Genomic DNA, 24521 nt, shown 5'->3' with positions numbered 1-24521 from the left:
TTATCGGCTGGGTTTGAACCTGGTTCTGACCCATTGCGAAATAAAAGCTTGAAATGTCAAATGATTCTGCACTGGGTTAGAACCTGGTTTCGCCTGGCAAATAGAAATGATACTCAGGTAAGGGGCGAGGATGTGGGACGGGGTGAGAGCGAGGCATAACCTGGTCAAAAAAAAATAAATAATTAAGTTTTAAGTAACCACCTTATGATCGAATCAGCGAACATATTTCCCATCTACAAGATCGAGAACGGTTGCATCCTTTCGCGCAAAGGAGATATCACTTATGCCTATGAGCTGAAACTGCCGGAGATATTCTCCCTGTCAGCGAGCGACTATGAAGCCTTCCATGAAGTATGGGTGCGTGCGATCAGGGTATTACCAGCCTATTCGGTTTTACACAAACAGGACTGGTTCATGCGGGAAAAGGTGAAAGCGGATTTTGAGACTTGTGGGGATGCATTTTTGTCCAGGTCTTCAGAGCGGTATTTTGCCGAGCGGGAATATCTTGAGCACAGCTGTTTTTTGATGCTGGGCAAACGTCCTTCCGGGAAAAAGCTTTCCAGTTCTGCTTACAGCAATATCCTGCGCAAGAGTTTAGTTCCGGTGCAGGCGGTGGAAAGGAGCGCTATGGAAGATTTCAGGGACAGGTGCAGCCAGTTCTGCCAGATTCTGGTGGATAGCGGTTTTGTGAGCCTTGAGGCTTTGGGTGATGATGCACTGGCCGGCACCGCTGTAAAACCTGGCCTGATCGAAAAATACTGTTTTTTGTTGGGCCAGAATGAGATGAGTGTGGTCAGGGACATCAGGGTAAAGGATGGCCTGGAGGTAGGGGATCTGCCTTTGGAGTTATATACGCTGGGCGATGTGGAATCGTTGCCAGCAATCTGTGGAAGCAGGATCGACTATGATGCTTATTCAACCGATAAGAGCAGGTTTTCGATCGGTTTTGCAGCGCCTTTGGGGCAGCTGCTGGACTGCGAGCACATCTGTAACCAGTATGTGTTTGTGGGTGACGCGCAGGAAACAATCAAGCGGCTTGAAGCTAAAAAGCTGCGTTTGGGATCGTTGGCGGGTTATTCCAGGGAAAATGCGGTAGCTAGGGATGCGGTAAATGATTACCTGTCGGAAGCTGTTGCGATGTCGAGGATTCCGGTTAAGGCGCATTTTAATGTTTTGGCCTGGTCAAGGGATATATCGGTGAGAAGGGAGATCAAGAACAAGGTGGCATCGGCCATGTCAAAGATGGATGCTGTCGCAAAGCAGGAAAGTGAAGGTGCGGCACAGATCTGGTTTGCAGGGATACCGGGCAACGGGGCAGATTTTCCGATGAACGACAGCTTTGATACTTTCCCAGAGCAGGCGGCCTGCTTTTTTAACCTGGAGGGTAACTGCAGGTCCTCGCTTTCTACCTTTGGGATACGGATGGGGGACCGGTTATCCGGAAGGCCTTTGCATGTAGACCTTTCTGATGAGCCGATGAGAAAGGGCTGGATCACTAACCGTAATAAATTCATTATTGGTGGAAGTGGCAGTGGGAAGAGCTTTTTTACCAACCACCTAGAACGCAGTTATTTTGAGCAGGGTACACACATGCTGATCGTTGATGTTGGGCACAGTTACCGCGGCTTATGTGAGCTGGTAGGTGGCTATTACTTTACCTACAGTGAGTCTGATCCCATAGCTTTTAATCCATTTTACTTGAGCAAAGGGGAAGTGCTGGATACCGAGAAGAAGGAAAGCCTGAAGACGCTTTTGCTATCGCTATGGAAGAAGGAGGATGAGGAATACAGAAGGTCAGAGTATGTGGGATTGAGCAATGCGCTGACGATGTATTTTGAGCATTTGTCCGTTTCAGGTGATGTCTTCCCATGTTTCAATAGCTTTTATGAGTTTTTGGGAGCTGGCTATTCAGAGGCCCTAAGAGATAGGGGAGTAAGCAGCCGTGATTTTGATATCCAGAATTTTTTGTATGTGCTCAGGCCGTATTATCGGGGCGGTGAATTTGATTATCTGCTCAATGCCAGGGAGAACCTGGACCTGTTACACCAACCCTTTATTGTTTTCGAACTCGATGAAATCAAGGATCATCCCATACTCTTTCCGGTGGTGACGCTGATCATTATGGAATCTTTTATTTCCAAGATGAGAAAGCTTAAAGGCGTGCGTAAGATGATCCTGATCGAGGAATGCTGGAAAGCGATTGCCAAAGAGGGCATGGCGGAATACATTAAATATTTATTTAAGACTGTCAGGAAGTTCTTTGGTGAGGCCGTGGTGGTGACGCAGGAGATCGAAGATATTATTTCCTCTCCGATCGTTAAACAGGCCATCATCAATAATGCTGACTGTAAGATACTGCTCGATCAGAGCAAATACCAGAACAGGTTTGAGCAGATACAGGCGCTGCTGGGATTGTCCGACAAGGATAAATCATTAATCCTTTCGATGAATAGGGCTAATGAGCCTGGCAGGAAGTATAAAGAAGTGGCTTTTGTATTGGGTAACCATTCGCAGGTGTATAGGACGGAAGTATCGCTTGAGGAGTATTTAACCTATACGACGGAAGAGTCGGAGAAACTGAAAGTTTATGAATATGCGAGACGGTATGGGTCGATCCGTAAGGGGATAGAGATGCTGGCAGCAGAGATAGGGATATGCCTTATCCGCTCAATATTATACAGGATTTTAACAGGCTGAAAAAACAATTGGAAAGCAGGGAAGCGGCATTGGAACTGGTATTCCTGCAAGAGGAGGAACGCAGGTGCTTAGTCACGGTAAAAACTTTCGATACAGGCAGGACGCTTTTTTACTTGCCTGTTTCCCCACTTTACGCCCTGCTAAAATCCCGTAAACAAAAGGCTTTTGCAGACCTGTTGCTTTCCGTAATGGCCTACCTGTATCAGATTACAGGTGTACCCCATTTTAGGGAGGATTATGTGTATCTCGAAGGCATTTACGGAATGATCGAGGAATGGGTGACCGATGATGATTACAGCGAGGATAAGCAGGAACGGCAGTTTATGACCGATCATTTTGAAATGATGTATGCCAGGGGGGATTATACTTTGGGCAGGATGTCGGCAAAAAAAGAGGTAATGGAATTTGAGGAGCGTGTAAGGCGTTTCAAGGCTAAAACCCAAACGGAAACCGATCTTTTGGATTGCGCCAATAAACTTGTGGCCTTGCAAAGGGATTATCCAGATCGGTCGGTTATGGAGAGGATGCGGCCGCCCATAGAGACTGATTACGATGATGGGTATATCAGGGCAGAGCAGTACCTCTGTTTTTACTGGAGCGGTGTGGACTGTTTGCAGGATCACCTGTTCGATACGGTAAATGCCGAACTCAACGAATATGGGGTAATTGAAGAGCCTGTTAGCATCCAGTTTTTTGAGAGCAGGCAAGAATATCCACTGCACGATATGGATTATGAACGCAGGCTTTTTGAAATCCTGCATGGATTGAGTGATGTATTATATGATTTGGAACATGGAGAACCTAATGGATAAAATCACTGACCTGTATGTGCCCTTTAAGGCACTAATGGTTTACAGGGCAGAAAGCGATAACAGCTATTACATCGAAAGCCATGACCTTGATGCTAAGGGGATGGCCTTAAATGCGCATCCGCTTTCGCTAAAGGAAAGCCAGTCATTGGCATCAGCACTCGATTCCGCCCAGGTGAAAGGGGAAAGCTTTTTGCATCATCGGGGGCTTTTGCCATCCTGCGTCCTGCATTTGAGGACAGGGAAGGATGGAAGCGCGGTATGGCATACACCGATGATGAAAAAAGAACTGCATTTTATAAAGGGGCTTCATATTTCTGACGGTATAGCCTATGTTCCCCCCATGTTATGGAAAGCGGACAGAAAACAGCTATCGGTATGGGCATTGGCAGATAATAAAAGACCAAAGGAAAAAACTGCGTTGTATCATGCCCCTTTTTTCAATGTGTATGAAAACGCTTCGGTGTGCTTCGGTAATGTGAAAATCGAAATCCCAGCCGATTGTAGTCTGAGTACATTTTTGAAAATGTGGGAACACTATTTCTTTGATAGCACCTTTAGCCACCTGATTGGTGGTGGTGCTTTCAAGGGGGATTTGGACAGGCTTTGGAAAGAACAGACCGCTACGGGGCAGAAATTCCCTGTAGGTGAGATGAACAGCACAGCAAAAACTTTAATGGACGTACTGAAATGAAAACGGAAAAAAACATAGATAGAGAAAATATACACATTGTACCACATTATTTTCTGCATCCTACTAACCCCTTTTCGGTCAATCTGATTGGTGTGGGCGGTACAGGAAGTGTACTATTGACGGCACTGGCAAGGATTAACCATGCGCTTATGCAGCTCGGCCATGCAGGGCTGATGGTCAGGGCATTTGACCCCGACAGCGTGGAACAACCAAATTTGGGCAGACAGCTTTTTTCACACCACGAAATAGGAATGAACAAAGCCGTTGCGCTGATCAATCGGGTGAACCGTTTTTTTGGGACATCGTGGGAAGCATTTGATTGCGCCTATTCCGGTCAACTGGATCATGTGAAAGACCAACCGACAGCCAATATTACTTTATCCTGCGTAGATACGGTAGCTGCGAGATTGGGTATTGCTGGTCTGCTCGCTGAAACAGCACTGAAAGGGCAACACAGGGATAATCCGATGTACTGGATGGACTTTGGGAATAGCAGGGATTCAGGGCAGGTGCTGCTGTCCACCATTGGAGAAATCAAACAGCCCGAATCCAAGAAGTTCCGGACTATCGGCACACTTCCGACAATTATTGAACAATACGGGAGTTTATTGGAAGCCTCAGGGGAAGACGAGCTGCCAAGCTGTTCCCTGGCGCAGGCTTTGGGCAGGCAGGATCTGTTCATCAATTCAAGCCTGGCAGATTTGGGGGCTTCGCTTTTATGGACAATGTTCCGCACAGGTATGCTCTGCTACAGGGGATTCTTTCTGAACCTTGCGGGTTTTAAAACAACCGCAATAAAGGTGTAGGAAAAAATAAGGTGGATATAACAATGTGATCGTAAAGGGCCAGATTGTTATAATTTATCCGGCCGCCGTCCTTCGGACGGCCCGGATGCCTCGCCTCCTGCGCACGCTCGGCAGATACCGGTAAAATCACACCGCGGGATAAAACGATCCGGTAATGGAATTTGTAAAGCTGAAAATCCCCATTTTTTAAGTGAAAGGAGCTTGTTTGGTCACCCATCCGGCCGGTTAATGGAAAAGGACTTAAAACCATTTAGGAAAAAGGACTGTTGTCTGGATTGATATGTAGAACTGATCAGAACCTTGCATGAAAGATTTTCAGACCTTTGATTTCCACAGGATTTTTTTCGGGGACCTTCCATACAGTTTTCTGTTGGAGATCCTTTTCAGGACGGCAGTCATGTACTGCTATACCATTCTGCTGTTGCGCCTGCTTGGCAAAAGGAGTATGGGACAGCTTTCGACACTGGAGCTGGCCATCATTATCTGTTTTGGTTCAGCGGTAGGTGATCCGATGATGGGCAAGGATATTCCGATTCTCCACGGTATTGTAGTCATTACTACTGTTGCATTGCTGCAGATCGGGGCCGAATGGGTAATCAACAGGAATAAACGGCTGGAACAGTTTATGGAGGGCAGGCCGGACTGCCTTGTTAAAGACGGCATGATCGTGCTTAAAAGCCTATCCAAAAATAACCTCAGTCAGGAAGATCTTTTCCGCTTTTTAAGGAGTAAGGACGTGGAACAGCTGGGGCAGATCAAAGATGCCTTTTTTGAAACTTCGGGACTGGTATCGGTCTGGTGTTATGCGAAACCAGATATCAGGCCCGGTCTGAGTATTCTGCCCGAAGAATACCTGTCGGGGAGCACCTATATAGCTGCAGGCAAAACAGTCAGTCAATCGGGAGCGTTCAGCTGCAGGAACTGCGGTTACACAACAAACTACCGCGCAGGCCAACATTTTCCTGTCTGTCCGCAATGCAAAGAACGGGTATGGTCAAAATCCCATATTTAACGTTTACCAACACCGTAATCCTTTAGGTCAATGGCTTAAATCAAAAACATCAAACTGTTCGATGAAAAACAGGGTTATCTATGGTAAAACCTATATGACCATGGAAAACGAAAAAAATAACAAAATCGGGCGCAGGACTGCCCTTGGAGGTATCGGTGCCGGAATCGCGGCAATGGCTGCAGCACCTTTGTTTAACGCTTCGGGAAATACGGCAGGAGAAGCGCAGGGACCAGTTCCACTGGATGATCCCAAAATGAAATATCCCCGTCCACCTTTTAAAGAACAGAAACAGCCCTGGCCGGGACTCTCAGGTAAAATGGAGCCCAAACCCGACCACGGTGAACAAAGTTATAAAGGATCAGGAAGATTGACCGGAAGAAAGGCCCTCATCACGGGAGGTGATTCGGGAATGGGGCGGGCTGCTGCAATAGCCTATGCGAGGGAAGGAGCTGATGTTGCCATCAACTATCTTCCTGATGAGCAAGCAGATGCAGAAGAAGTGATCGGACTGATCAAAAAAGCTGGAAGAAAAGCCGTTGCCATACCCGGAGATCTGCGGAGCGAGGATTTCTGTAAGAAACTCGTTGAAGATGCGGTAAAACAACTGGGAGGACTGGATATCCTGGTCAGCAATGCGGCAAGACAGCAGACGCATGAATCGATACTCGATATCAGTACGGAAGAATTTGACTGGACCATGAAAACCAATATTTATGCGCCGTTCTGGTTGATCAAAGCAGCACTTCCGCATTTAAAACCCGGTTCATCAATTATTGGTACGACCTCGGAGCAGGCAAATGACCCTTCCGCAGAACTTTACGATTATGCGCAGACCAAAGCAGCGACCACAAGTTTTGTTCGCTCACTGGCCAAACAGCTAGCACCAAAAGGAATCAGGGTGAACGGGGTGGCCCCGGGACCGATCTGGACACCATTACAGGTAAGCGGCGGAGCCACCATGGAGAAACTGAAATCATTTGGTGGGGCAACCCCACTTGGCAGACCGGGACAGCCTGCCGAACTGGGTTCAATTTATGTACAGCTCGCGGACAATGATGCCAGTTACTCAACCGGTCAGGTATACGGCGCAATGGGTGGTGGCGGTCAGCCCTGATGGTGAAAAACAACTACGATCATAACTTAAATGCTTATACAGTTAAGGCGCAGCCGCATTTAGGCTGCGCTTTGATTTTGAATGTTTGCCCGGCTGTCCGGTTATAAAAGTTTTTATACTTCTAAAGGTGATGAAAAGGACCAGGTCTATCATTGATAACCACTTAAATGGGGAAGGACTATTTTGCTGGAATACCCCGGCTGTAGTAATACCAGACTTTACATCATGCCCTAGGGTAGTTGCACACAGCCATTTTTCCAGAAGCTGGAAACCGCGTATTATAATGGTCAGCAGGATCCTGCTAAAATTTTGGAATGATAACATTTGAAAACAGTTCATTTCACATTCTTAAAAGTAAAAGCAGATACTACAGCCCCAATAATGGCTATAAATCCAAATAGTTTAAAGCTTTCATTCAACCCTATGTTTATAATAAGGCTGAATACCAAACTGCCCAAACCGTATCCCATAAACATAACAAAAGCGAACAACCCGACTGCAACTCCTTTTTGTTTGGAAAGCGTGGTAATGATCGCCGCAAAAAGAGGATGTGTCATATCAAAGCCAAGAGACAGGGTGGCTACCAAAATACCGGAAAAAAATAGTGAAAGGTTCATGCCAAATAGAAACGCTGAAAATGCCCCTACACAAATGCCTATCGGAATAATCCTGTTACGGCCATATTTATCGGCAAGTTTACCTAAAAATGGTCCCAAAAGCAATCCAGGTATACCATAGCCAAGCAATGCTAAACCAACACCTTTTTCGCTCAGATGGTAGTTCTTAAAAAAGAAATATCCCGCCCATGCAAATACCCCGCTGTGAAACATCGAATTAAAAAGCACAAACATATAAGTTCGCCACCCCCGTGGTAGAACAATAATATCCTTGTAAGCAATAATTGTGTTTTTGAAACCGAATGGATTACCACTTTTTTGCTGCCCAAATTTTTTATAGTTTATCAATAGGATTGCCAAAATCAACAAGCCCATTACCGCAACAATCCAAAACAACATTTGCCATCCCAGAAAAGCTGTCAACAATGCGCCAGAGCTCGAACCAAACGCTGTGCCACCGGCCATGAAGCCAAAAAAGACACCCAATGCATGCCCCCGTTTTTGATAAGGAAAGCTGTCTCCGATCCAGCCAATTGTGGTGGGTGCCACCCCGCCAGCTATCAGCCCTGTCAACAATCTGAGAACCATCATTTGGTTGATTGTACCTGCAAACCCGGTACAGGCAGTCATTAATATAAAGCCGCTAATGGAAAATATAATGACGGGAAACCGTCCGTATTTGTCCGATAACGGGGCATATATTAAAGTAGAAAAACCATAGCTTAACAGATAAGCCGGTTCGATGAAACTTACATGCCGGACAGATACCCCGAAAAGGGAAGAAAGCTGGGGTAAAATAGGGGCAACCATAAATCCCTGAAAAAAAACGATGAAAGTACCCAGCGATAAAATTACCACCAAAGAGAGTGAAGGGGCTGGATTTGTTAATGAAGAAACAGTATTTTGGATTGCTTTATCTGCGTTCATTTGGGTATATGATTTAACCCGACAAAAAAAGCAAAGAAATGTATGGCTTTGCCAATACAGAACCTAACTGTTTAAGCGATACAGTTGTGGGTATAGCTTCAATACAGCAAAACTGTACTGGTTAAAAATTCACAACTTGTATCAGTTGGCATATGGATAATACACATAGCTTTGGTGAAGAGGAAACTTTGCGGAAGAAAATTCCCTGCAACAATGAATGACAAAAAAAAGTACCATAGCTTACCAGCCCCACTAAGTAATGTGACAGCCCTGATTAATCCCGGGTATTTTCGCGTTAGGGTGTAGGCAATTCCATTCCTGTTATCCTGGAAAAAGCCATCATCAACCAAACGGAGTTTTGGTAACTGGCAACGATAAAACGAAAATCCCTAATTAAGGAAAATTAATAATGAAAAAATTGGCGAACATAATATTTCAGGCCGCATCTACGGATGAACACTTTATCCAAATTGTTGATCTTCAAAAACGCAACCACAAACAATACCTGAGTGAGGAACAACAGGTGCAAGATGGATTTCTTTTTGCAGAACATTCTACGGAAATATTAAATACAATGGCTTCAGTTATGCCTCAAATGATTGCAGTAAATAATGGAAAAGTTGTTGGGTATTGCCTGGCTATGAATAGCGCTATGCAATACTATTTACCAACTTTGACTCCTATGTTTGCGCAGTTTGAAAATTGTCAATACCAGGGACGGCTATTAACGGATTATGAGTTTATGGTCGGTGGACAGGTTTGTGTGGACGAAGAGTTTAGGGGATTGGGCCTGATGAACCAATTGTATCAATCTTTAAAGAAGATGGTAGCTAACCATTATAAGTTGTGTGTTACGGAAATTTCATCCCGTAACCTGGTGTCTTTAAAGGCCCACTACAAAGCCGGTTTTAAATCGATTGGCAACTATAACGATGGCGAGGAATCGTGGAATATCGTAATACTGGATTTTACGCTTGGGAAATAGCCCTTTTAAGCTATTGCCAGGCCAAAGATGTACATACTAAAGACGTTACAGTACTGCAAACAGCGGTGAAGCCGGGCATGCGGCACAAGTGCTTCAGCGAAAATATGGAAGTGTTGTTTGTGTTTCGGGAGAAACCTACATTATTGTTGGTTACCGAAAGCAGGCTTTTATTTATAATGGAAATATCCTGATGACAAAAGTAATTGGTCTGGGTTGTTTTTCCACGGCGGTGACCGGGGATTTTATTGCGCTAATTGATGATGTTTATCAGGCCATTTGTTCCGCAATAGCCCTTTTGGGTATATGTGGAGAGGTGGCAGAAAGACAGGGTAAAGGCCAGGGAACGCCCCAATTTAAGATCTTAGGCAAACCCTACCACATTACCGAGCAGGAATTCACCGGTACTTTAAAACTAAGCGAAAATGAATAATCCCAGGTTCCCCTATAAACTGTATCTGGTTGTTTCTGAGGCCAATTGCAAATTGGGCATGCTCAAGGTAGTGGAAGAAGCCATATTGGGCGGCGTGGATATGGTTCAGCTAAGGGAAAAGCATTTGAATACGGAAGATTACCTGCGAAGTGCCAGGCGGTTGAAAACACTAACGGACAGCTATAACATTCCCCTTGTCATCAACGACAATTTGCAGGTAGCACAACAGGTCAATTCCTTTGGGATACATGTGGGTTGCAACGACATCCCACCTACGGTAATACGCAAAACATGGCATTCCTGGCAGAGCATTGGCTATTCCGTAGAATACCTGCACCAGCTTCAAACCGAAGAAGCGGCCACGGCCGATTATTTAGCTGTAAGCCCGGTTTTTGATACCCCAACCAAAACCGATACCGTGAACAGCTGGGGATTAAAAGGCATCGAAACAATCAGGCAGCTTACAACAAAACCCCTTATTGCTATTGGCGGGATCGGTACTGGGAATGTAAGGGAAGTAATGAATGCTGGCGCCGACTGCATTGCTGTTATTTCAGCGATTTGCAGTGCCGAGGATCCGCAAAAAGCAGCCTATCAACTTAAAGAAGCTATAATAAAACCAAAATGAAAAAATATAGTTATCCCTCTGTCATGACCATTGCAGGTTTTGATGGAAGCGGCGGAGCAGGCATACAGGCAGATATAAAAACAGCCTCTGCCCTGGGCTGTTATTCCACCTCCGTACTTACCGCCTTACCGGTGCAAAATACACAAGGCGTCAGTGCAATATATCCAATCCCTACCGTAGCGATAAAAGAACAAATAGAAACGGTTTTGGATGATATTTTTCCACAGGCAATTAAAATCGGAATGGTTCACACCACCGAACTTGTCAATACAATCGCAGCAACATTAAAGAAATATCCTGGCACTCCCATTGTCTTTGATCCTGTAATGGTTGCTTCAAGTGGAGACAAATTGATAGAGGAAGAAACAGTAGCAGCCATCATCAAACAATTGTTTCCAATATCATTGCTTATCACGCCCAATATGGATGAAGCTGCAATATTGGCGAAAACCAAAGTGAAGACATTAAAAGATATGTACACCGCAGGCGAGAAGATACTAAAATTGGGATGCAGGCACCTTTTGCTGAAAGGGGGACACATGGACGGCCCAACAATCACCTCCCTGTATTTTGATGATAAAGGCCGGGTAAACACTTTTGAATTTGAAAAGTTTACCACTCGTAATACCCATGGTTCGGGATGTACCTTGTCCTGTGCCATCGCAAGTTATTTAGCTCTGGGCAAAGACCTTCATGAAGCTGTGCAATTGGGACAAACTTATGTGCATCAGGCGATATCCGGGGGAATAGATGTGAGGACAGGAAAAGGCAACGGGCCGTTAAATCATTTTTTCAACCCTAAAAAACTTGTTAAACATGAAGTGGTCTGAAAGGGTATGGAAGGCAATTGTACCCATTCAGAAAAATAACAAAGATGCCCTTTATTACCGAATTGATAGGTGTCACATCGGAGGAGAAAAATTCCAATTTTATATCGTGCAGGATTCCTGCCTGGAATTTTAGTAAAGTGCTTGCCCTGATCGCAGCGCTGCGTAGTAAACCAGGGGATCCATTGGCTTTTATCCACTTCACCCAGAATGCAGTAATGGCAGAAAACCATTTGCACAGTTATTATTTTAACACTTTGGCATAATTGGCAATGGAGTTGCACAACGGACCTATGATCACTACTTTTATTTTTTGGAAAGCATCGCTTGCTTATGCAGAAATCCGTATGGCTGCCGTGCTTGAGGAGTCCCTGGATTTAAAATGCTGTGGGCGACCACAGCTATCAAAACCAAATTGTGCAGCATAACCCTTACCAAAAATTGATAGACACATACGGCGGAGACGAATTTGCAATTGGAGTCCGGCTAGCTTCGCCCCGGATTACCATGGCAATTGGCCTTCTTTGCTATGAAACTGCCCAGTAGGCCCAGACTGATCAAGTGTTGCATATTTAAAAATCAGGTCAGCTGCATCGCTTACATCCCCGGTACCTTTAAATCCGTTAAATTCTGTTGCTGTATATCCCGGATCAACTGCATTTATTTTAAATGCTGTATCCCGTAATTCATATGCCAGCATTACGGTATACGCGTTCAGGGCAGTTTTTGAAGGTCCATAACCTGCATCTTTGAAGCTGTAGAATTTCCAGTGTTCATTATCGTGGAGGGTGAGCGATGCCAGTTCACTTGAAACGTTTACAATCCGGGGAGCATTAGATTTTTTTAATAAGGGCATTGCTGCTTGTGTAAGGACAATAGTCCCGAACAGGTTCGTTGCAAAAATTGACCTGATGCTATCTATATCAACGGATGTTGGGGGTTGAGGCTGCTGACCACGGATACCGGCATTATTGATCAGGACATCTAAACAGAAAGTATGTTGCCCAATAAATTTGCAGGCCTCCTTCACGGATTTTTCGATGGTAATGTCAAGCAAGAGCGGAATGATATTTTTAAAGCCTAACCTTTCCAGTTCATGACTGGCGATAAGCCCATTTTCATGACTACGGACTCCTAAAAACACAATGTAGCCATGTTTTGAAAATTTTTTGGCGGTTTCCAGGCCAATGCCCCTGTTACCCCCACTAATGAGCACTGTTTTCATAATAATTAGTTAAAAGAGTGATTGAACTTATTTCTTACTGTTGATAATTGAAAAGTTATGGTGCAGTTTTTTGATTAGCCCAATGATCGATTTTTTGTCATACCCATACTGTTCATGTATTTGCTGCTGTGTGCCTTGGGAGGCAAATGTGTCTGGTAATCCCAGGCGTTTTAGGACTGGTGAATATCCGTGCTCTACCATAAATTCCATTACGCCGCTACCCACACCTCCGGTAATACTGCCGTCTTCGATGGTGACGACGACTGAAAATTTTTGGAATACCTGGTGCAAAATCTTTTCATCAAGCGGTTTGAAGAACCGCAGATCGTAGTGTGCTACTTCTATTTGCTCCAACGCCAGCTCCTTACATGCTTCTATTGCATATTGCCCAACCGGACCAAGGGAAAGTATAGCAATGTGTTCACCATCCCTGATCTTTCTGCCTTTTCCTATTTCCAGTTTCATAAATGCAGAATTGGTATCCTGGGCTATTCCAATGCCTTTAGGGTAACGGATAGCAAAAGGGCCATGTTCCTTTTTATCTTGCGCAGTGTAAAGAAGATTTTTGAAATCTTCCAGGTCAATTGGGGAGGCACCGATAATATTGGGCACACATCGCAGAAAAGATATATCAAAAGCACCATGATGTGTTGGTCCGTCAGGACCAACTACTCCTGCCCGGTCGATGCAGAAAACGATATTTAACTTTTGGAGCGCAGCGTCGTGGATAACCTGATCATAGGCTCGCTGTAAAAAAGTAGAGTATATCGTACAAAATGGTATCAATCCGTCTGCTGCCAGGCCAGCAGAAAAGGTAACGGCATGTTGCTCTGTGATCCCTACATCAAAAACACGGTCCGGCATTTCCTTCTTCATTGTTGTCAGGGCACTTCCTGATAACATAGCGGGGGTGATGGCAATAATACGTTTGTTTTTTCGGGCAAGTTTTAACAATGTGTCACCGAACACTTCCTGGAAAGTTTTAATACCATGTTGTTTTTCATCTTGTAATCTCACACCTGATTGCCTGTTAAACTTACCCGTGGCGTGCCAGTTCGCCTTATCTGTGACCGCTGGCAGATATCCTTTACCTTTGACCGTTACGCAATGCAGTATTTTTGGGCCTGGTATATCCTTCAGCTTTTCGAGGATGCTAATTAGCTTTTGAATATCGTGTCCATCTACAGGCCCGAAATACCGAATATCCAAAGCTTCAAAGAAATTACTATAATCTAAAATACCAGCTTTAATAATTTTTTCAAGCTGCCTGATTTTCGCAAGAGGCCAATTGTTATCCTGGCCGATAAGTAACAATAATCTTTTAATGCGTGATTTCAGCGCATTATACTGTTTGCCGGCGGTCAATTCCGTAAGGTAACTTTGTAGTGCCCCTGTATTGGGATCAATCGACATATTATTGTCGTTTAGGACAATGAGCATATTGGCTTTTTCAAACCCAGCATTGTTCAACCCTTCAAATGCCAATCCTGCAGTCAATGCTCCGTCGCCTATTACAGCGATGTGTTGCCGGTTTAGTTCATTCCGGTACCTCGCTGCACAAGCCATACCCAAAATGGCCGAAATTGATGTTGAAGAATGTCCGGTGCCAAAAGCATCAAACTCGCTTTCTTCCATGCAAGGAAAACCACTGATTCCTCCCTGTCGTCTGTTAGTGTGGAAGAGGCTTTTCCTCCCTGTTAAAAGTTTATGCGGATACGCCTGATGCCCAACATCCCAAACAAGTTTGTCCTCTGGTGTATTGAATACGTAATGCAATGCTACGGTAAGCTCAACAACACCCAGGTTTGAACTAAAATGGCCTCCGTTTAATGAAATATTGTCAATCAGGGAAAAACGCAGTTCTTCACAAAAATCCGCTAACGAAGATATGGGCAGGGTTCTTAACTCCTGGGGTGTATCAATATTATAACTTAGGGCCATTTCATTATTTTTCCCAAAATTAAAAGTATTAAATTTGCGGTACAGATACAGTACATATAAAAAAAACCAATACAGATGAAGGCATATAGGTTCGAGGTATTCACTACCGTTATTGAAAAAAACATCAAAGACGGGCTTTTCAAGCCAGGACATAAGTTGCCATCTGTACGGGAAATAAAAGAGCGGTACCATATTAGTATCAGTACCGTGCAGGATGGCTACGAGTATCTTATAATAAACGGGTTAGTGGAGAGCGTGCCAAAATCCGGATATTATGTCAGCAACAGGGCATATAAAGAAACTGGGATCGTAAAGTCCAAACATCTTCCAATAGTCAGGGATGCCATATTTAAAGATCATCTAGCGCTTACAACCTCGCTGAGAATCGGACGGAAAATCTCTGAGTTTAATGTGGCAGCTCCCGGCGATTTATTGATACCGCAAAAGTTGTTGCTGCGTACCATGCAACAAGTAATTAGGGAGCAGGGGGCCGGATTATTACGCTATTATCCTTCGAACGGTTTACCTGCACTAAAAGATAATATTGTTAGGCGGGCTGCTGGTTATCAAACAAGCTTTCATCCGGATGAATTGGTGATCACAGATGGTGCATTGCAGGCATTATATATTGCATTAACGGCAATTTGTGATACGGGGGACGTTGTAGCGGTAGAAAGCCCTTGTGTATTTTCAATATTGGAAGTTATAAGGGTTTTAAAGCTAAAGGTAATTGAGATTCCTGTCGACCCGGATAACGGTTTTGATACAGACTTATTTAGGAAAGCCTGTGAAAAAAATGCTGTTAAAGCAGTTATTGTAACACCAAACTTCCATAACCCTACGGGAATAATATTGACGGACGATCAAAAGATAACGCTGTTGGCAATTGCAAGACTCCACAATGTGGCAGTTATCGAGAACGATATCTATGGCGACCTGCATTTTCAGGGACACAGGCCAACCACCATTAAAAGCTTCGATGACAGCGGACTGGTTTTGACTTATGCATCATACGCAAAAACACTTGCCCCGGGAATAAGGCTTGGATGGCTTAATGCAGGAAAGTTTGTGGAACGTGCAGAGCAGATAAAATTCACTTTAGGAAGTACGGTATCTCCGCTTTATCAGGAAACTGTCAATCGACTGGTTACTGGTAGTACCTATGACCGGCATGTGAGGGCTTTCAGGATGCAGTTAGCCAAAAATGCTTATTTCGCAATTAATTTAATTGCTACACATTTTCCTGAAAACACTTGTATTGTAACGCCTTGTGGTGGTTATAATGTGTGGGTAAAAATGCCAGACAAAGTCGATATGGGCTATTTCTATGATCAGTGTGAAAAAATCGGAGTAAGGTTCACACCTGGATACACCTTCTCTTTTATGGATACTTTTAACAAGTATTTCAGGGTTGTCATTGCTGACACCTTTTCTCCAAAACGGATTGAGGCCATTCGGCTTGTCGGCCAGCGATTACGATAGCATCTGTACCCTTCGGTATTTCATGGTCTGTACCAGTTATTTGACAGTTGAATGGAATATTTTTGTTAAGCAATGGTACTAACCATGACTTTATATAATGGGTGTTTTCATGAACTGGAATTGGATATTTTTGATAACTGCGGGTCTTTTTGAAGTATTATTCGCATTTTGCCTTGGCAAATTGAGGGTGTCCGAAGGAATGGCTTTCTACTGCTGGTTAGGTGGGTTTATGCTTAGCCTGGTAATTAGTTTATTACTGTTATCCAGGGCTGTTCAACAACTGCCCATTGGTAGTTCTTATGCCGTTTGGACCGGTATTGGGACTGCCGGAGCGGTTTTGGCCGGGATTATCGTATTTAAAGAGCCGGTTAGTTTTGGAAGGGTGTTCTTCTTGCTGACCCTTATTATCTCCATAATCGGGCTTAACTTATGCTCAGAATAATTGGCTTTTTTAAGTAATAATCCTCTATTCCGATAGTTACCAGAGGTTTTCATTGATAACATACTAAAGGACCATCTGTACTGCTCTTTATTGCATAGTGTGTATCGTGTATCGTTTTCAAAGGCTAGCTACATTTGTTAAAATTTTATTGATATGAATGTAACTACAAAATTTACAATCGCAACAGAGGGTGGTACAAAAATGCTTTTGAAACTAACAAAAGATTTAGCCTATGAAAAATTTTCTTCAATTCTTGATCAGAGAACCATTGAATCATACATCGAAGAACAATTCAATCCAAAATACCTTGTTAGTGAGATGAACAGTATGTCTAACCAGTGGCTTACGGTGTATGTTGACGATAATATTGCGGGCTATGCTAAAATTACATCAAAAGGCAAACATCCCCTGTTATTGGAAAATAAACGTTCACTTCGGATTGCAGATTTTGCAATATTAGAAAAATACCCGGAAGAAGAAGTGAAAAAAACACTTTTAGAGAAATGCCTGTCAGTTTGCAAGCGTGTTGAAGCGGTCTGGGTGAATGAATATCTTGATAACCCAGTTATTTCTTTTTTTGAAAGCAATGGATTTCAAAGACAACCAGGGACATCCCAACACGATGAATTGAATTTACCAGCTACGTATTTGGTTTATCAACATGAATCACATCAGTAAACAACCATTGAATTCAAACAAACTATAAGATCAATATGTTTCAAGCAGCAATTTTTGATATGGACGGTTTGTTGATTGATTCTGAACCCTTTTGGAGAACCGCCGAAAAAGAAGTATTTGGGAGCCTGGGCATTGAGGTAACGGAAGAATTGTCCATCAAAACCAGCCGGATGACCACCAGGGAGGTAACCGCCCATTGGTTCAGCCATAAACCCTGGGCGCAAAAGAGCTTAGAAGATGTAGAACAAACTGTAATACAAAAGGTTGGTGAACTTATCGGTAATAACGGGGTAATGATGCCTGGCAGTATAGCATTACTGCACTATTTTAAGCAATCGGGCTACAAAATAGGACTGGCCACAAATTCGCCACAGTGTCTTATACCCATAGTGCTTCGTAAGCTGCAAATAGAGCATTGTTTTGATATTACCGTGTCTTCAGATTTTGTAGACAAAGGTAAGCCTAGCCCCGACATTTATATAAAAGCGGCATCTGAGCTTAGCACCCCACCATCGAGATGTATTGTATTTGAGGATTCGGCACGTGGCATTCAGGCTGCCCTTGCCGCTGGCATGAGTGTAGTGGCAGTTCCTGAAAAGGGAAATTTCCATGATAGCAGATTTAATATAGCTGATATAAAAATCAGGCAGCTTAGTGATTTTTGCGATCAACATATTGCTTTACTTATTAAAAAACAGAACAACTTGGTAAAACTATAGGGATTAAAAAAGACTAATGAAACTATCAATAATCGACTACCTGAACCGACTGGTTAATAAAACACTAAAACAAGGAATGCAAACCTCTATGCGATATCCAACTCCCATTTCGTTGACACTCGGAATGGATATAAAGGAAATAGGTATGGGTACTGCAATAATAGAGATTGAGACATCAACAGAATTACATGGCAACCAGCAAGGTACAATACATGGTGGTTTAATTACCGAATTGGCGGACGCGGCAATGGGCACTGCACATTCCACCCTTATATTGGAAGATGAATCTTTTACAAGTATAGAACTTAAAATTAATTTTTATCGTCCCGTATTTAATGACGTGCTGAGGGCAAAAGTCCGTCCGCTGCAAAACGGAAAAAGTATCAGCCATTATATCTGTGAAATTACACGCGGTGATGGTAAAATGGCAGCAATAGCTACTAGTACAATTATGACCTTAGCCGGTGAAAAAGCGATTGGACGATAATGCATTGAGCTTATACATTACAGTTCGTTAAAGTTTTATTTTTTGCAATAATTACCATGATTTTGATTACTTTTACATCAGTTTAAACAGTTTTAGACTTGGTAAAAATACCGGGTTAGAAATGTGGTTTTATCGGCTAAAAAAGGCAATCCCTTATTCTAGCACCACTAAAAAATATGTGTATAAAATACTGATAATCAATATATTGGATACGGAGGGTTCGTCCTGCCATCCCGACACTAGCAAAAAGCCTTCAAACCGAAAGATTTGAAGGCTTTTTTGTGTTTTATATCAATTTGGTGCACAATCGCCTAATCTCTGATTAGGTGAAAAAGCTTTTTGCCCAGTCTCATAAAGATTTTCAGGAGTAGATTAGCGGGGTTCATTGAGTAAATCCACACTGATGATTAATGGGGACCATCTCTTAGTGTTTAATTCGAAACGGGTGTTAGGAAGGTGGTCTAATTGGAGTGCTCTGCTTAGGTATCCTCTGTTGATGCTACCTAAGCTTTTTCTGTTTATATGGATTATCTGTTAAGGATTTGTTTGTAGATCTTTGAACAGGGATTAGTTTGATCTACTCTGTTAAAAAAAATGGTCTCAGTTAATCAGAAAATCAGCGCGCTTGGAACGCCGGCTCATTCCAGTGAGGTTGAATTTACATTGGATAGCTTACACATTTTCTTTTAGTATAAGAGATCGTAATCGTGTTTCATTGTCATCGCCCCACTGACCCAGTGCAGCAATTATGGGTATCAGCGTTTTTCCAAAATCAGTAAGACTATATTCAACCTTTGGAGGAACAACTGCATAGATAACTTTTGTAATCAATTCGTGCTGCTCCAGTTCCTTTAATTGCATATTCAAAACTCTTCTTGAGGCGTCCGAAATTTTACGTTGCAATTCGCTGGGACGTTTATGCCCCTCATTTATAAACCATAACAAACGGATTTTCCATTTTCCATACAGGACTTCGCCAATAAGGTCAAGTCCACAATTCAGGTTCAAAGGTATTTTTCTCTCGTACATTCAGCAAATCTAATCCAATGTTCCAAATTGCACAATAGGGGATAAAATTATCCCTATGCAATTCGATTTTCCCTCATTGTCAAAAGGTTGCATACTTTCTAGATTTGTACCACAATAAAAGATGATGGAACAGAAATTCAACTTTAACAATTATTTAACAGGCGAAAATGCCTTGAAAACAGGAGGTTCAAATGGAACAAACTTTTAATTTCAATAATGAGTTATCGGGCAAAATCGCCCTGGTAACAGGAGGTACAAAAGGTGCCGGAAAAGCTATAGCAGAAAGACTTGTACAGGCTGGCGCAACGGTAATTATTTCTGCAAGAAATGCAGCGGAAACGGAGAATAGCGAACTACATTTCATTGCCGCATATTTAAGTACGGCAGAAGGGGCAAATAAATTGGTAGGTAAGGTGCTTTCGGCTTACGGTCGGCTTGATATTTTGATTAATAACCTGGGTTCATCGACAACCCCGGCAGGTGGGTTTAATGCACTAAGTGATGGGGATTGGGAATCAACACTACAGGCAAACTTACTTGCCCCGGTTCGTTTGGACAGGGGATTTTTACCTCAAATGATCGATCGTAAAGATGGTGTTATCATTCATATCGCTTCAATCCAGGGCAAACTGCCACTTTACGATTCTACTTTGCCGTATGCAGCTTCAAAAGCAGCATTGCTTAATTACAGCAAAAGTCTGTCGAATGAAGTTACGCCAAAAGGTATACGCGTACTGGCTGTTTCGCCGGGATGGATAAATACCTCAGCATCGGTAGCCTGGTTGGGTGAAATTGCCAGAAACTCAAAAATTTCTGTTGACGAGGCTCAAAAAGGTGTAATGGATGCTTTGGGAGGAATTCCGTATGGAAGACCCGCGGAGCCTTCGGAAGTTGCGGAATTGGTTGGCTTTTTGGTTTCACCAAGAGCAAATTATCTTACAGGAACAAATTATATAATCGACGGTGGAACTGTACCTACTATCTCATAACCTCAAAAACATAATAAAAATGAAATTACCAGAGATCGTATCAGAACTTGTAAGGACGCAAAACAATTTCGATAGTGTTGATTATGCAAATTGTTTTTCCCAAACTGCAATTGTCCATGATGATGGCAAAACCCATAAGGGAAAGAAAGAAATAGAAGAATGGATTACAGATGCCAACGAAAAATACAGCGCTACAATGGAGCCCCTTGACTTTGAAGAAAATGGTTTGCAAAGCAAACTTAAAGTTAAGGTTGAGGGGAACTTTGACGGAAGTCCGATTGTATTGAACTATCATTTAGAAATTTCTGATGGATTAATACAGTCACTAAGGGTAACTGGCTAAAAAGGAATGGCTGTTTCAGCCATTCCTTTTAATGCTCTTAAGAACATCGATTTAAGAACAAATCTCTTATTGCGCAGAATATGGATAATATGCAAGCCGAATGACCATATAGGCACCGCACAAAAACTATCAGCAAGATCGATTTGTTTTTTCAAGGGCAATTCCGATCAAAATTCTTTTTCTGCCAACCTCCCATGTGCAGGATTCAAATAGCTTCCCGTTTAACATTTTTTCCTGAGTAGGGTAACCCAGATCCTCCTTTGGCTCCCCATAGGTACTGGTGAAATGCCGCTTGATCAAATCCATCCTTTCAAATAGGTTGTTATCGAATTTTGGTTATCAAAAGTCGCTTTATCGATCATGTATACTTTGTTAAGCCCTCCGGTTTTATCAAAATAAGCACTTAAGATATATTTCTTGCCGTCCAGGTCAACAAGGGAATCAGGGAAGAGGAGATTAAATTCTTTTTCTGAGGTCCTGAACCGGGCCTTGCCAATGGCGATATTTTCTGTCGCTTTGACCAGACTGTCTGTTGATACTTTATTTTCATGGTTATTTGATCGCAACAAGAAGACAAACCTGCCAGCAGGCAGATCAGTATCAGTATAAAAACGGGTCTGTTTTTCATTTGGCTAAAGATATGTTGCAAGGATAATGGTTTTTACCATTCCCGCCATTCTTCGGTGATGTCCTCATCCACGGTATTGTAGCCTTTGCGGCTAGCAGCCAGAACGATGATTTCCGCTATCTGTTCACGTTCGCTTGTTTCGATCAGGCTTTCTTCCGTTTTGCCGTTTAACTTATTGAGATTAAGTACAGTCGTCTTAACTATTTCCATGCCCTGTTCTTTGCTTTTGGAAGCATTGATAGCGACGATGTAAGCCTTAAGTATCTTTTCACAGCTATCGATGTCATCCATCGTGTATGGAGGCTCCGCGCTTTTCAGATAGGAGATCATTGATTCTTTTAACCCGCTAAGCATCTTATCAAGGTTCTTTTCTGCGGGCTTTGCAGCAGCTTTTGGGGAGGTTTGGGTACTGTCCATGGATTTTGGGCTTTCCTGTTCCTGAGTATTTTTTTCGTGTTGCTGTGCACAGGCTGGTAAGATCAGAGCTGAACCGATCAGCACACAGAAAAAATAAAGTAGAGGGCGTTTGGTTTTCATATGCGAAGATAATCATTTACTAAAGATTAGAAATGCTGTAAGATTTTTATCTTGATTGTTTGGGTTTGCCCCTAAAGGGTTGCGTCTTCCGCTGTATCTTTTGTTCCAAAAGGATGCCCCTGCATACGCTCACGTAGCGTTCGATAAATTGCGCCATGGTGGCTAATTCGATTATTTTTATTAACGTTTACTGTATGGCCTGTTTTGTTTCTGTACAGGGTGGATGTGGGAAAAACGAAGGTGCTGAAAAAAGGGCGTGGACATTTAGAAAAATATAGGATATCTGCGCTCTGCACGAAACGTGTGGTTTTGAATTACGATATGTCATTAACATTTTTTTCTCGCAATGTTGTAACTTCAGGCCATGAAAATAATCTTTTTAACCCTCTCATTGCTTTTGTGCGGTGGGGTAAGCTTTTCCCAGGAAAGTGTCTGGACCAAACAGAGTAAAATTTCCGAGGTGATCGCTTTTGAAAGGAAACTTGATCCAGATGCAAAATTTCTTTCCCAGAATGTATCGCTTTCCAAGGATTACTATCCTTTAGCTGACCGCTATCAGACGGTAAACCCGGTCATTGTGCAACGCAAGGCCCTTAGTGCGCTTCCCCTTTATGCGGAATATTTTTTTACGCCAAAGGATTCATTGCTTCGCCTGGTTTCTTACGACTGGGAGAAGGGGCGTTACGGGGACCTGAAAGATATACTGGAGAGCCGGAAGGAACAGGGCGGGAAACTGGAAGTCTATACGGGTGAATATGAGCGGATCAGGGTGCAGCTTATCAAAACATTCGGCAAGCCTGCCCAGGCTGATGAAAAGCCAAAAACAGTTGATGATGAGGGACAAAAATACCTTAACCAGAATACACTTTGGGAGACTCAGGAGGTGCATGCGGATCTGAACCTTATTTTTTCTGCTGGAACGCAGCGGATCAGGTTGACCCTATACTGGAAAAAATAGCGTTTTAGAATCTTTCCGTTAAATGGGATCGGAGTTAGTCCCAGAGTTTTTAGCCCTGTTTTAGCAGCGATTGACGGCGTGTGGACTTTTGCCTGCGGCCGCATTGTTTAGAGGCTGCTTTGCCCGAAATGCAGGTTATTTCCTATATTCACCTCCGATTAACGCCAACACCAATGAAATACATTATTATGCTCTTACTGGCCACGATTTTATGCCGTGCGCAGGGGCAGCAGGTTAATACTGCTAAACTGGACAGTTTTTTCAATATACTGGATTCAAATCACAAAGCCATGGGCACTTTTGTCATCCGTAAAGATGGCAAGCAGGTTTATGCGCGCAGCCTGGGATTCCGAGCAGTAGAGAAAGATACGCTTTTGTCGGATTCCCTGACCAGGTACCGTATCGGCTCAATCACCAAGGTTTTTACTGCAACCATGATCTTCCAGCTTATCGAGGAAGGTAAACTATCCCTTGATACCCGGCTTGCCCGATTTTATCCCAAAATGCCCGGTGCCAGTGAAATTACCATCGGGCAGTTGCTTTCCCACCGGAGCGGCCTGATGGATTTTGTAAATGACCTTACTGATAAACGATGGATAGCGGGCAAACATTCCCGGGAGCAGATATTGGACAGTATCGCTAAAAAAGCACCGCATTTTGCGCCGGGATCCAAACAGTTGTATTGCAACTCCGGTTACCTGATCCTGGCCGGCATCATTGAAAAGATTACCGGTAAATCCTATCCGGAAGCATTGGATAGCCGCATTGCTAAAAGGGTAGGCCTAAAGCATACTTTATCGGGTGTGCCTAACAACCAAGGAACTTTAGAGGCCAGCGCTTATGGTAGGAGAGACTACTGGACTCAGATCACCGATATGTATTTCCCCAACGTAATAGGCGTGGGTGATGTGCTTTCGACCCCTGTAGATATGCTGAAATTCCTAAGTGCATTATCCTCAGGCAAACTGGTCAGCGAAAAAAGCTTTGCCCAGATGTGCAGCTTTGACCGTGAGCAGTTATTTGGAATGGGGTTGATGATGGTACCTTTTTATAGCCAGAGCGGTTTCGGGCACAATGGGGCGACCTTTGGGTCATTCAGTATGCTTGCTAGCTTCCCCAAAAGCGGGATCAGTTTGGCCATGTCCATCAATGGCCAGCAGTACAGCCTGAACGAAATTACCATCGCCATGCTCTCCATGGCTAACAATATGCCTTTTGATTTGCCCTCTTTCCGGGAAATCAAACTCTCTGCTGAACTGCTCAAAAGCTATACAGGGGAATATTCCAGTGCAGGATTGCCAGTCAAAATCACCATTTCGCAAAGCAATGGACAGCTCCAGGCCCAGGCAACAGGGCAGTCAGGCTTTCCCTTGCAGGCTGTCTCCGACAATACCTTCAGGTTTGATACTGCAGGGATCAAGATCGTTTTTAAGCCGGAGGGTGGTCAGATGCTATTCAGTCAGGGTGCCAGATCGTTTGTTTTCAGTAAAGTACGTTGATTTACTGTGGTCTGGTAT

Annotated in this window: 24 protein-coding genes and 1 pseudogene; 20 read left to right on the top strand and 5 right to left on the bottom strand. The window is 43.4% G+C overall.

Features of this window, described 5'->3' with window-relative positions; genetic code table 11:
• Positions 1–204 precede the first annotated feature (204 nt).
• The 6 genes from DRW42_RS03255 (at position 205) to DRW42_RS03225 (ending at position 7132) form a co-directional block, all read left to right on the top strand.
• Positions 205–2697 (top strand): TraG family conjugative transposon ATPase, encoded by a 2493-nt coding sequence (locus DRW42_RS03255; RefSeq protein ID WP_113947409.1) that lies wholly within the window; start codon positions 205–207, stop codon positions 2695–2697.
• The gene (locus DRW42_RS03250; protein ID WP_113947408.1) at positions 2655–3509 is read left to right on the top strand and encodes a hypothetical protein; all 855 of its coding nucleotides are present in this window, start codon (positions 2655–2657) and stop codon (positions 3507–3509) included. Before DRW42_RS03255 ends, DRW42_RS03250 begins: the two co-directional genes overlap by 43 nt.
• On the top strand, positions 3502–4200 hold the full coding sequence (locus tag DRW42_RS03245) for a PRTRC system protein B (RefSeq protein WP_158544265.1): 699 nt from the start codon (positions 3502–3504) through the stop codon (positions 4198–4200). The genes DRW42_RS03250 and DRW42_RS03245 overlap by 8 nt, the downstream gene beginning before the upstream one ends.
• Positions 4197–5006, top strand: coding sequence for a PRTRC system ThiF family protein (locus DRW42_RS03240; protein WP_113947406.1), 810 nt, complete (start codon positions 4197–4199; stop codon positions 5004–5006). Before DRW42_RS03245 ends, DRW42_RS03240 begins: the two co-directional genes overlap by 4 nt.
• A 304-nt stretch (positions 5007–5310) precedes the next feature.
• Complete coding sequence (locus DRW42_RS03230; RefSeq protein WP_113947404.1) at positions 5311–6018, top strand: DUF421 domain-containing protein; 708 nt, start codon at positions 5311–5313, stop codon at positions 6016–6018.
• A gap of 100 nt (positions 6019–6118) precedes the next feature.
• Positions 6119–7132, top strand: coding sequence for an SDR family oxidoreductase (locus DRW42_RS03225; protein WP_113947501.1), 1014 nt, complete (start codon positions 6119–6121; stop codon positions 7130–7132).
• A gap of 335 nt (positions 7133–7467) precedes the next feature.
• Here the strand turns inward: DRW42_RS03225 and DRW42_RS03215 are convergent, their stop codons facing one another.
• Positions 7468–8676, bottom strand: a complete 1209-nt coding sequence (locus tag DRW42_RS03215) for an MFS transporter (protein WP_113947402.1) — start codon at positions 8674–8676, stop codon at positions 7468–7470.
• Positions 8677–9094: 418 nt separating this feature from the next.
• On the opposite strand from DRW42_RS03215, the gene DRW42_RS03210 reads away from it, so the two are divergent.
• The 5 genes and pseudogenes from DRW42_RS03210 (at position 9095) to DRW42_RS03190 (ending at position 11812) form a co-directional block, all read left to right on the top strand.
• Positions 9095–9661 (top strand): GNAT family N-acetyltransferase, encoded by a 567-nt coding sequence (locus DRW42_RS03210; protein ID WP_158544264.1) that lies wholly within the window; start codon positions 9095–9097, stop codon positions 9659–9661.
• Between the two features lie 79 nt (positions 9662–9740).
• A pseudogene (locus DRW42_RS03205) lies at positions 9741–10091 on the top strand (hydroxyethylthiazole kinase); the annotation flags it as partial.
• Positions 10084–10719 (top strand): thiamine phosphate synthase, encoded by a 636-nt coding sequence (gene thiE / locus DRW42_RS03200; RefSeq protein ID WP_113947399.1) that lies wholly within the window; start codon positions 10084–10086, stop codon positions 10717–10719. The pseudogene DRW42_RS03205 and the gene thiE, both read left to right, overlap by 8 nt.
• Complete coding sequence (thiD, locus tag DRW42_RS03195; protein WP_113947398.1) at positions 10716–11549, top strand: bifunctional hydroxymethylpyrimidine kinase/phosphomethylpyrimidine kinase; 834 nt, start codon at positions 10716–10718, stop codon at positions 11547–11549. Before thiE ends, thiD begins: the two co-directional genes overlap by 4 nt.
• Positions 11550–11593: 44 nt before the next feature.
• Complete coding sequence (locus DRW42_RS03190) at positions 11594–11812, top strand: TenA family protein (protein WP_113947397.1); 219 nt, start codon at positions 11594–11596, stop codon at positions 11810–11812.
• A 236-nt stretch (positions 11813–12048) separates the two neighbouring features.
• Here the strand turns inward: DRW42_RS03190 and DRW42_RS03185 are convergent, their stop codons facing one another.
• A complete protein-coding gene (locus DRW42_RS03185; protein WP_113947396.1) occupies positions 12049–12771 on the bottom strand; it encodes an SDR family NAD(P)-dependent oxidoreductase in 723 nt (240 codons plus the stop codon).
• A 27-nt stretch (positions 12772–12798) separates the two neighbouring features.
• Entirely contained in the window at positions 12799–14712 is a 1914-nt protein-coding gene (gene dxs, locus DRW42_RS03180) for a 1-deoxy-D-xylulose-5-phosphate synthase (protein ID WP_113947395.1), read from the bottom strand.
• A gap of 75 nt (positions 14713–14787) precedes the next feature.
• Between dxs and DRW42_RS03175 the strand changes: the two genes are divergently transcribed.
• From DRW42_RS03175 to DRW42_RS03155, 5 genes are all read left to right on the top strand, one after another.
• Positions 14788–16194, top strand: coding sequence for an aminotransferase-like domain-containing protein (locus DRW42_RS03175; RefSeq protein WP_208643485.1), 1407 nt, complete (start codon positions 14788–14790; stop codon positions 16192–16194).
• Between the two features lie 109 nt (positions 16195–16303).
• Positions 16304–16636 (top strand): DMT family transporter, encoded by a 333-nt coding sequence (locus DRW42_RS03170; RefSeq protein WP_113947500.1) that lies wholly within the window; start codon positions 16304–16306, stop codon positions 16634–16636.
• Positions 16637–16789: 153 nt separating this feature from the next.
• The gene (locus DRW42_RS03165; protein WP_113947393.1) at positions 16790–17314 is read left to right on the top strand and encodes a GNAT family N-acetyltransferase; all 525 of its coding nucleotides are present in this window, start codon (positions 16790–16792) and stop codon (positions 17312–17314) included.
• Between the two features lie 35 nt (positions 17315–17349).
• On the top strand, positions 17350–18033 hold the full coding sequence (gene hxpB, locus DRW42_RS03160) for a hexitol phosphatase HxpB (RefSeq protein ID WP_113947392.1): 684 nt from the start codon (positions 17350–17352) through the stop codon (positions 18031–18033).
• Positions 18034–18049: 16 nt separating this feature from the next.
• Entirely contained in the window at positions 18050–18520 is a 471-nt protein-coding gene (locus tag DRW42_RS03155; RefSeq protein ID WP_113947391.1) for a PaaI family thioesterase, read from the top strand.
• A gap of 672 nt (positions 18521–19192) precedes the next feature.
• Here the strand turns inward: DRW42_RS03155 and DRW42_RS03150 are convergent.
• A complete protein-coding gene (locus tag DRW42_RS03150; RefSeq protein ID WP_113947390.1) occupies positions 19193–19549 on the bottom strand; it encodes a winged helix-turn-helix transcriptional regulator in 357 nt (118 codons plus the stop codon).
• A 191-nt stretch (positions 19550–19740) separates the two neighbouring features.
• Between DRW42_RS03150 and DRW42_RS03145 the strand changes: the two genes are divergently transcribed.
• Complete coding sequence (locus DRW42_RS03145; protein ID WP_113947389.1) at positions 19741–20538, top strand: SDR family oxidoreductase; 798 nt, start codon at positions 19741–19743, stop codon at positions 20536–20538.
• Positions 20539–20557: 19 nt separating this feature from the next.
• The gene (locus tag DRW42_RS03140) at positions 20558–20881 is read left to right on the top strand and encodes a nuclear transport factor 2 family protein (protein ID WP_113947388.1); all 324 of its coding nucleotides are present in this window, start codon (positions 20558–20560) and stop codon (positions 20879–20881) included.
• Positions 20882–21542: 661 nt separating this feature from the next.
• Here the strand turns inward: DRW42_RS03140 and DRW42_RS03130 are convergent.
• The gene (locus DRW42_RS03130) at positions 21543–22046 is read right to left on the bottom strand and encodes a hypothetical protein (protein WP_113947386.1); all 504 of its coding nucleotides are present in this window, start codon (positions 22044–22046) and stop codon (positions 21543–21545) included.
• 364 nt (positions 22047–22410) lie between these two features.
• Here DRW42_RS03130 and DRW42_RS03125 point away from each other — a divergent pair, with 364 nt between their 5' ends.
• Both DRW42_RS03125 and DRW42_RS03120 read left to right on the top strand, forming a co-directional pair.
• Positions 22411–23004 (top strand): hypothetical protein, encoded by a 594-nt coding sequence (locus DRW42_RS03125; protein ID WP_113947385.1) that lies wholly within the window; start codon positions 22411–22413, stop codon positions 23002–23004.
• Between the two features lie 173 nt (positions 23005–23177).
• Positions 23178–24503 (top strand): serine hydrolase domain-containing protein, encoded by a 1326-nt coding sequence (locus tag DRW42_RS03120; protein WP_158544263.1) that lies wholly within the window; start codon positions 23178–23180, stop codon positions 24501–24503.
• Positions 24504–24521 lie beyond the last annotated feature (18 nt).

It is taken from the genome of Pedobacter miscanthi, assembly GCF_003315595.1.
In the GTDB taxonomy this organism is placed as follows: Bacteria; Bacteroidota; Bacteroidia; order Sphingobacteriales; family Sphingobacteriaceae; genus Pedobacter; species Pedobacter miscanthi.
Note: the sequence above shows the minus strand (reverse complement) of the source record. Positions and strands in the feature narration are given on the sequence as shown.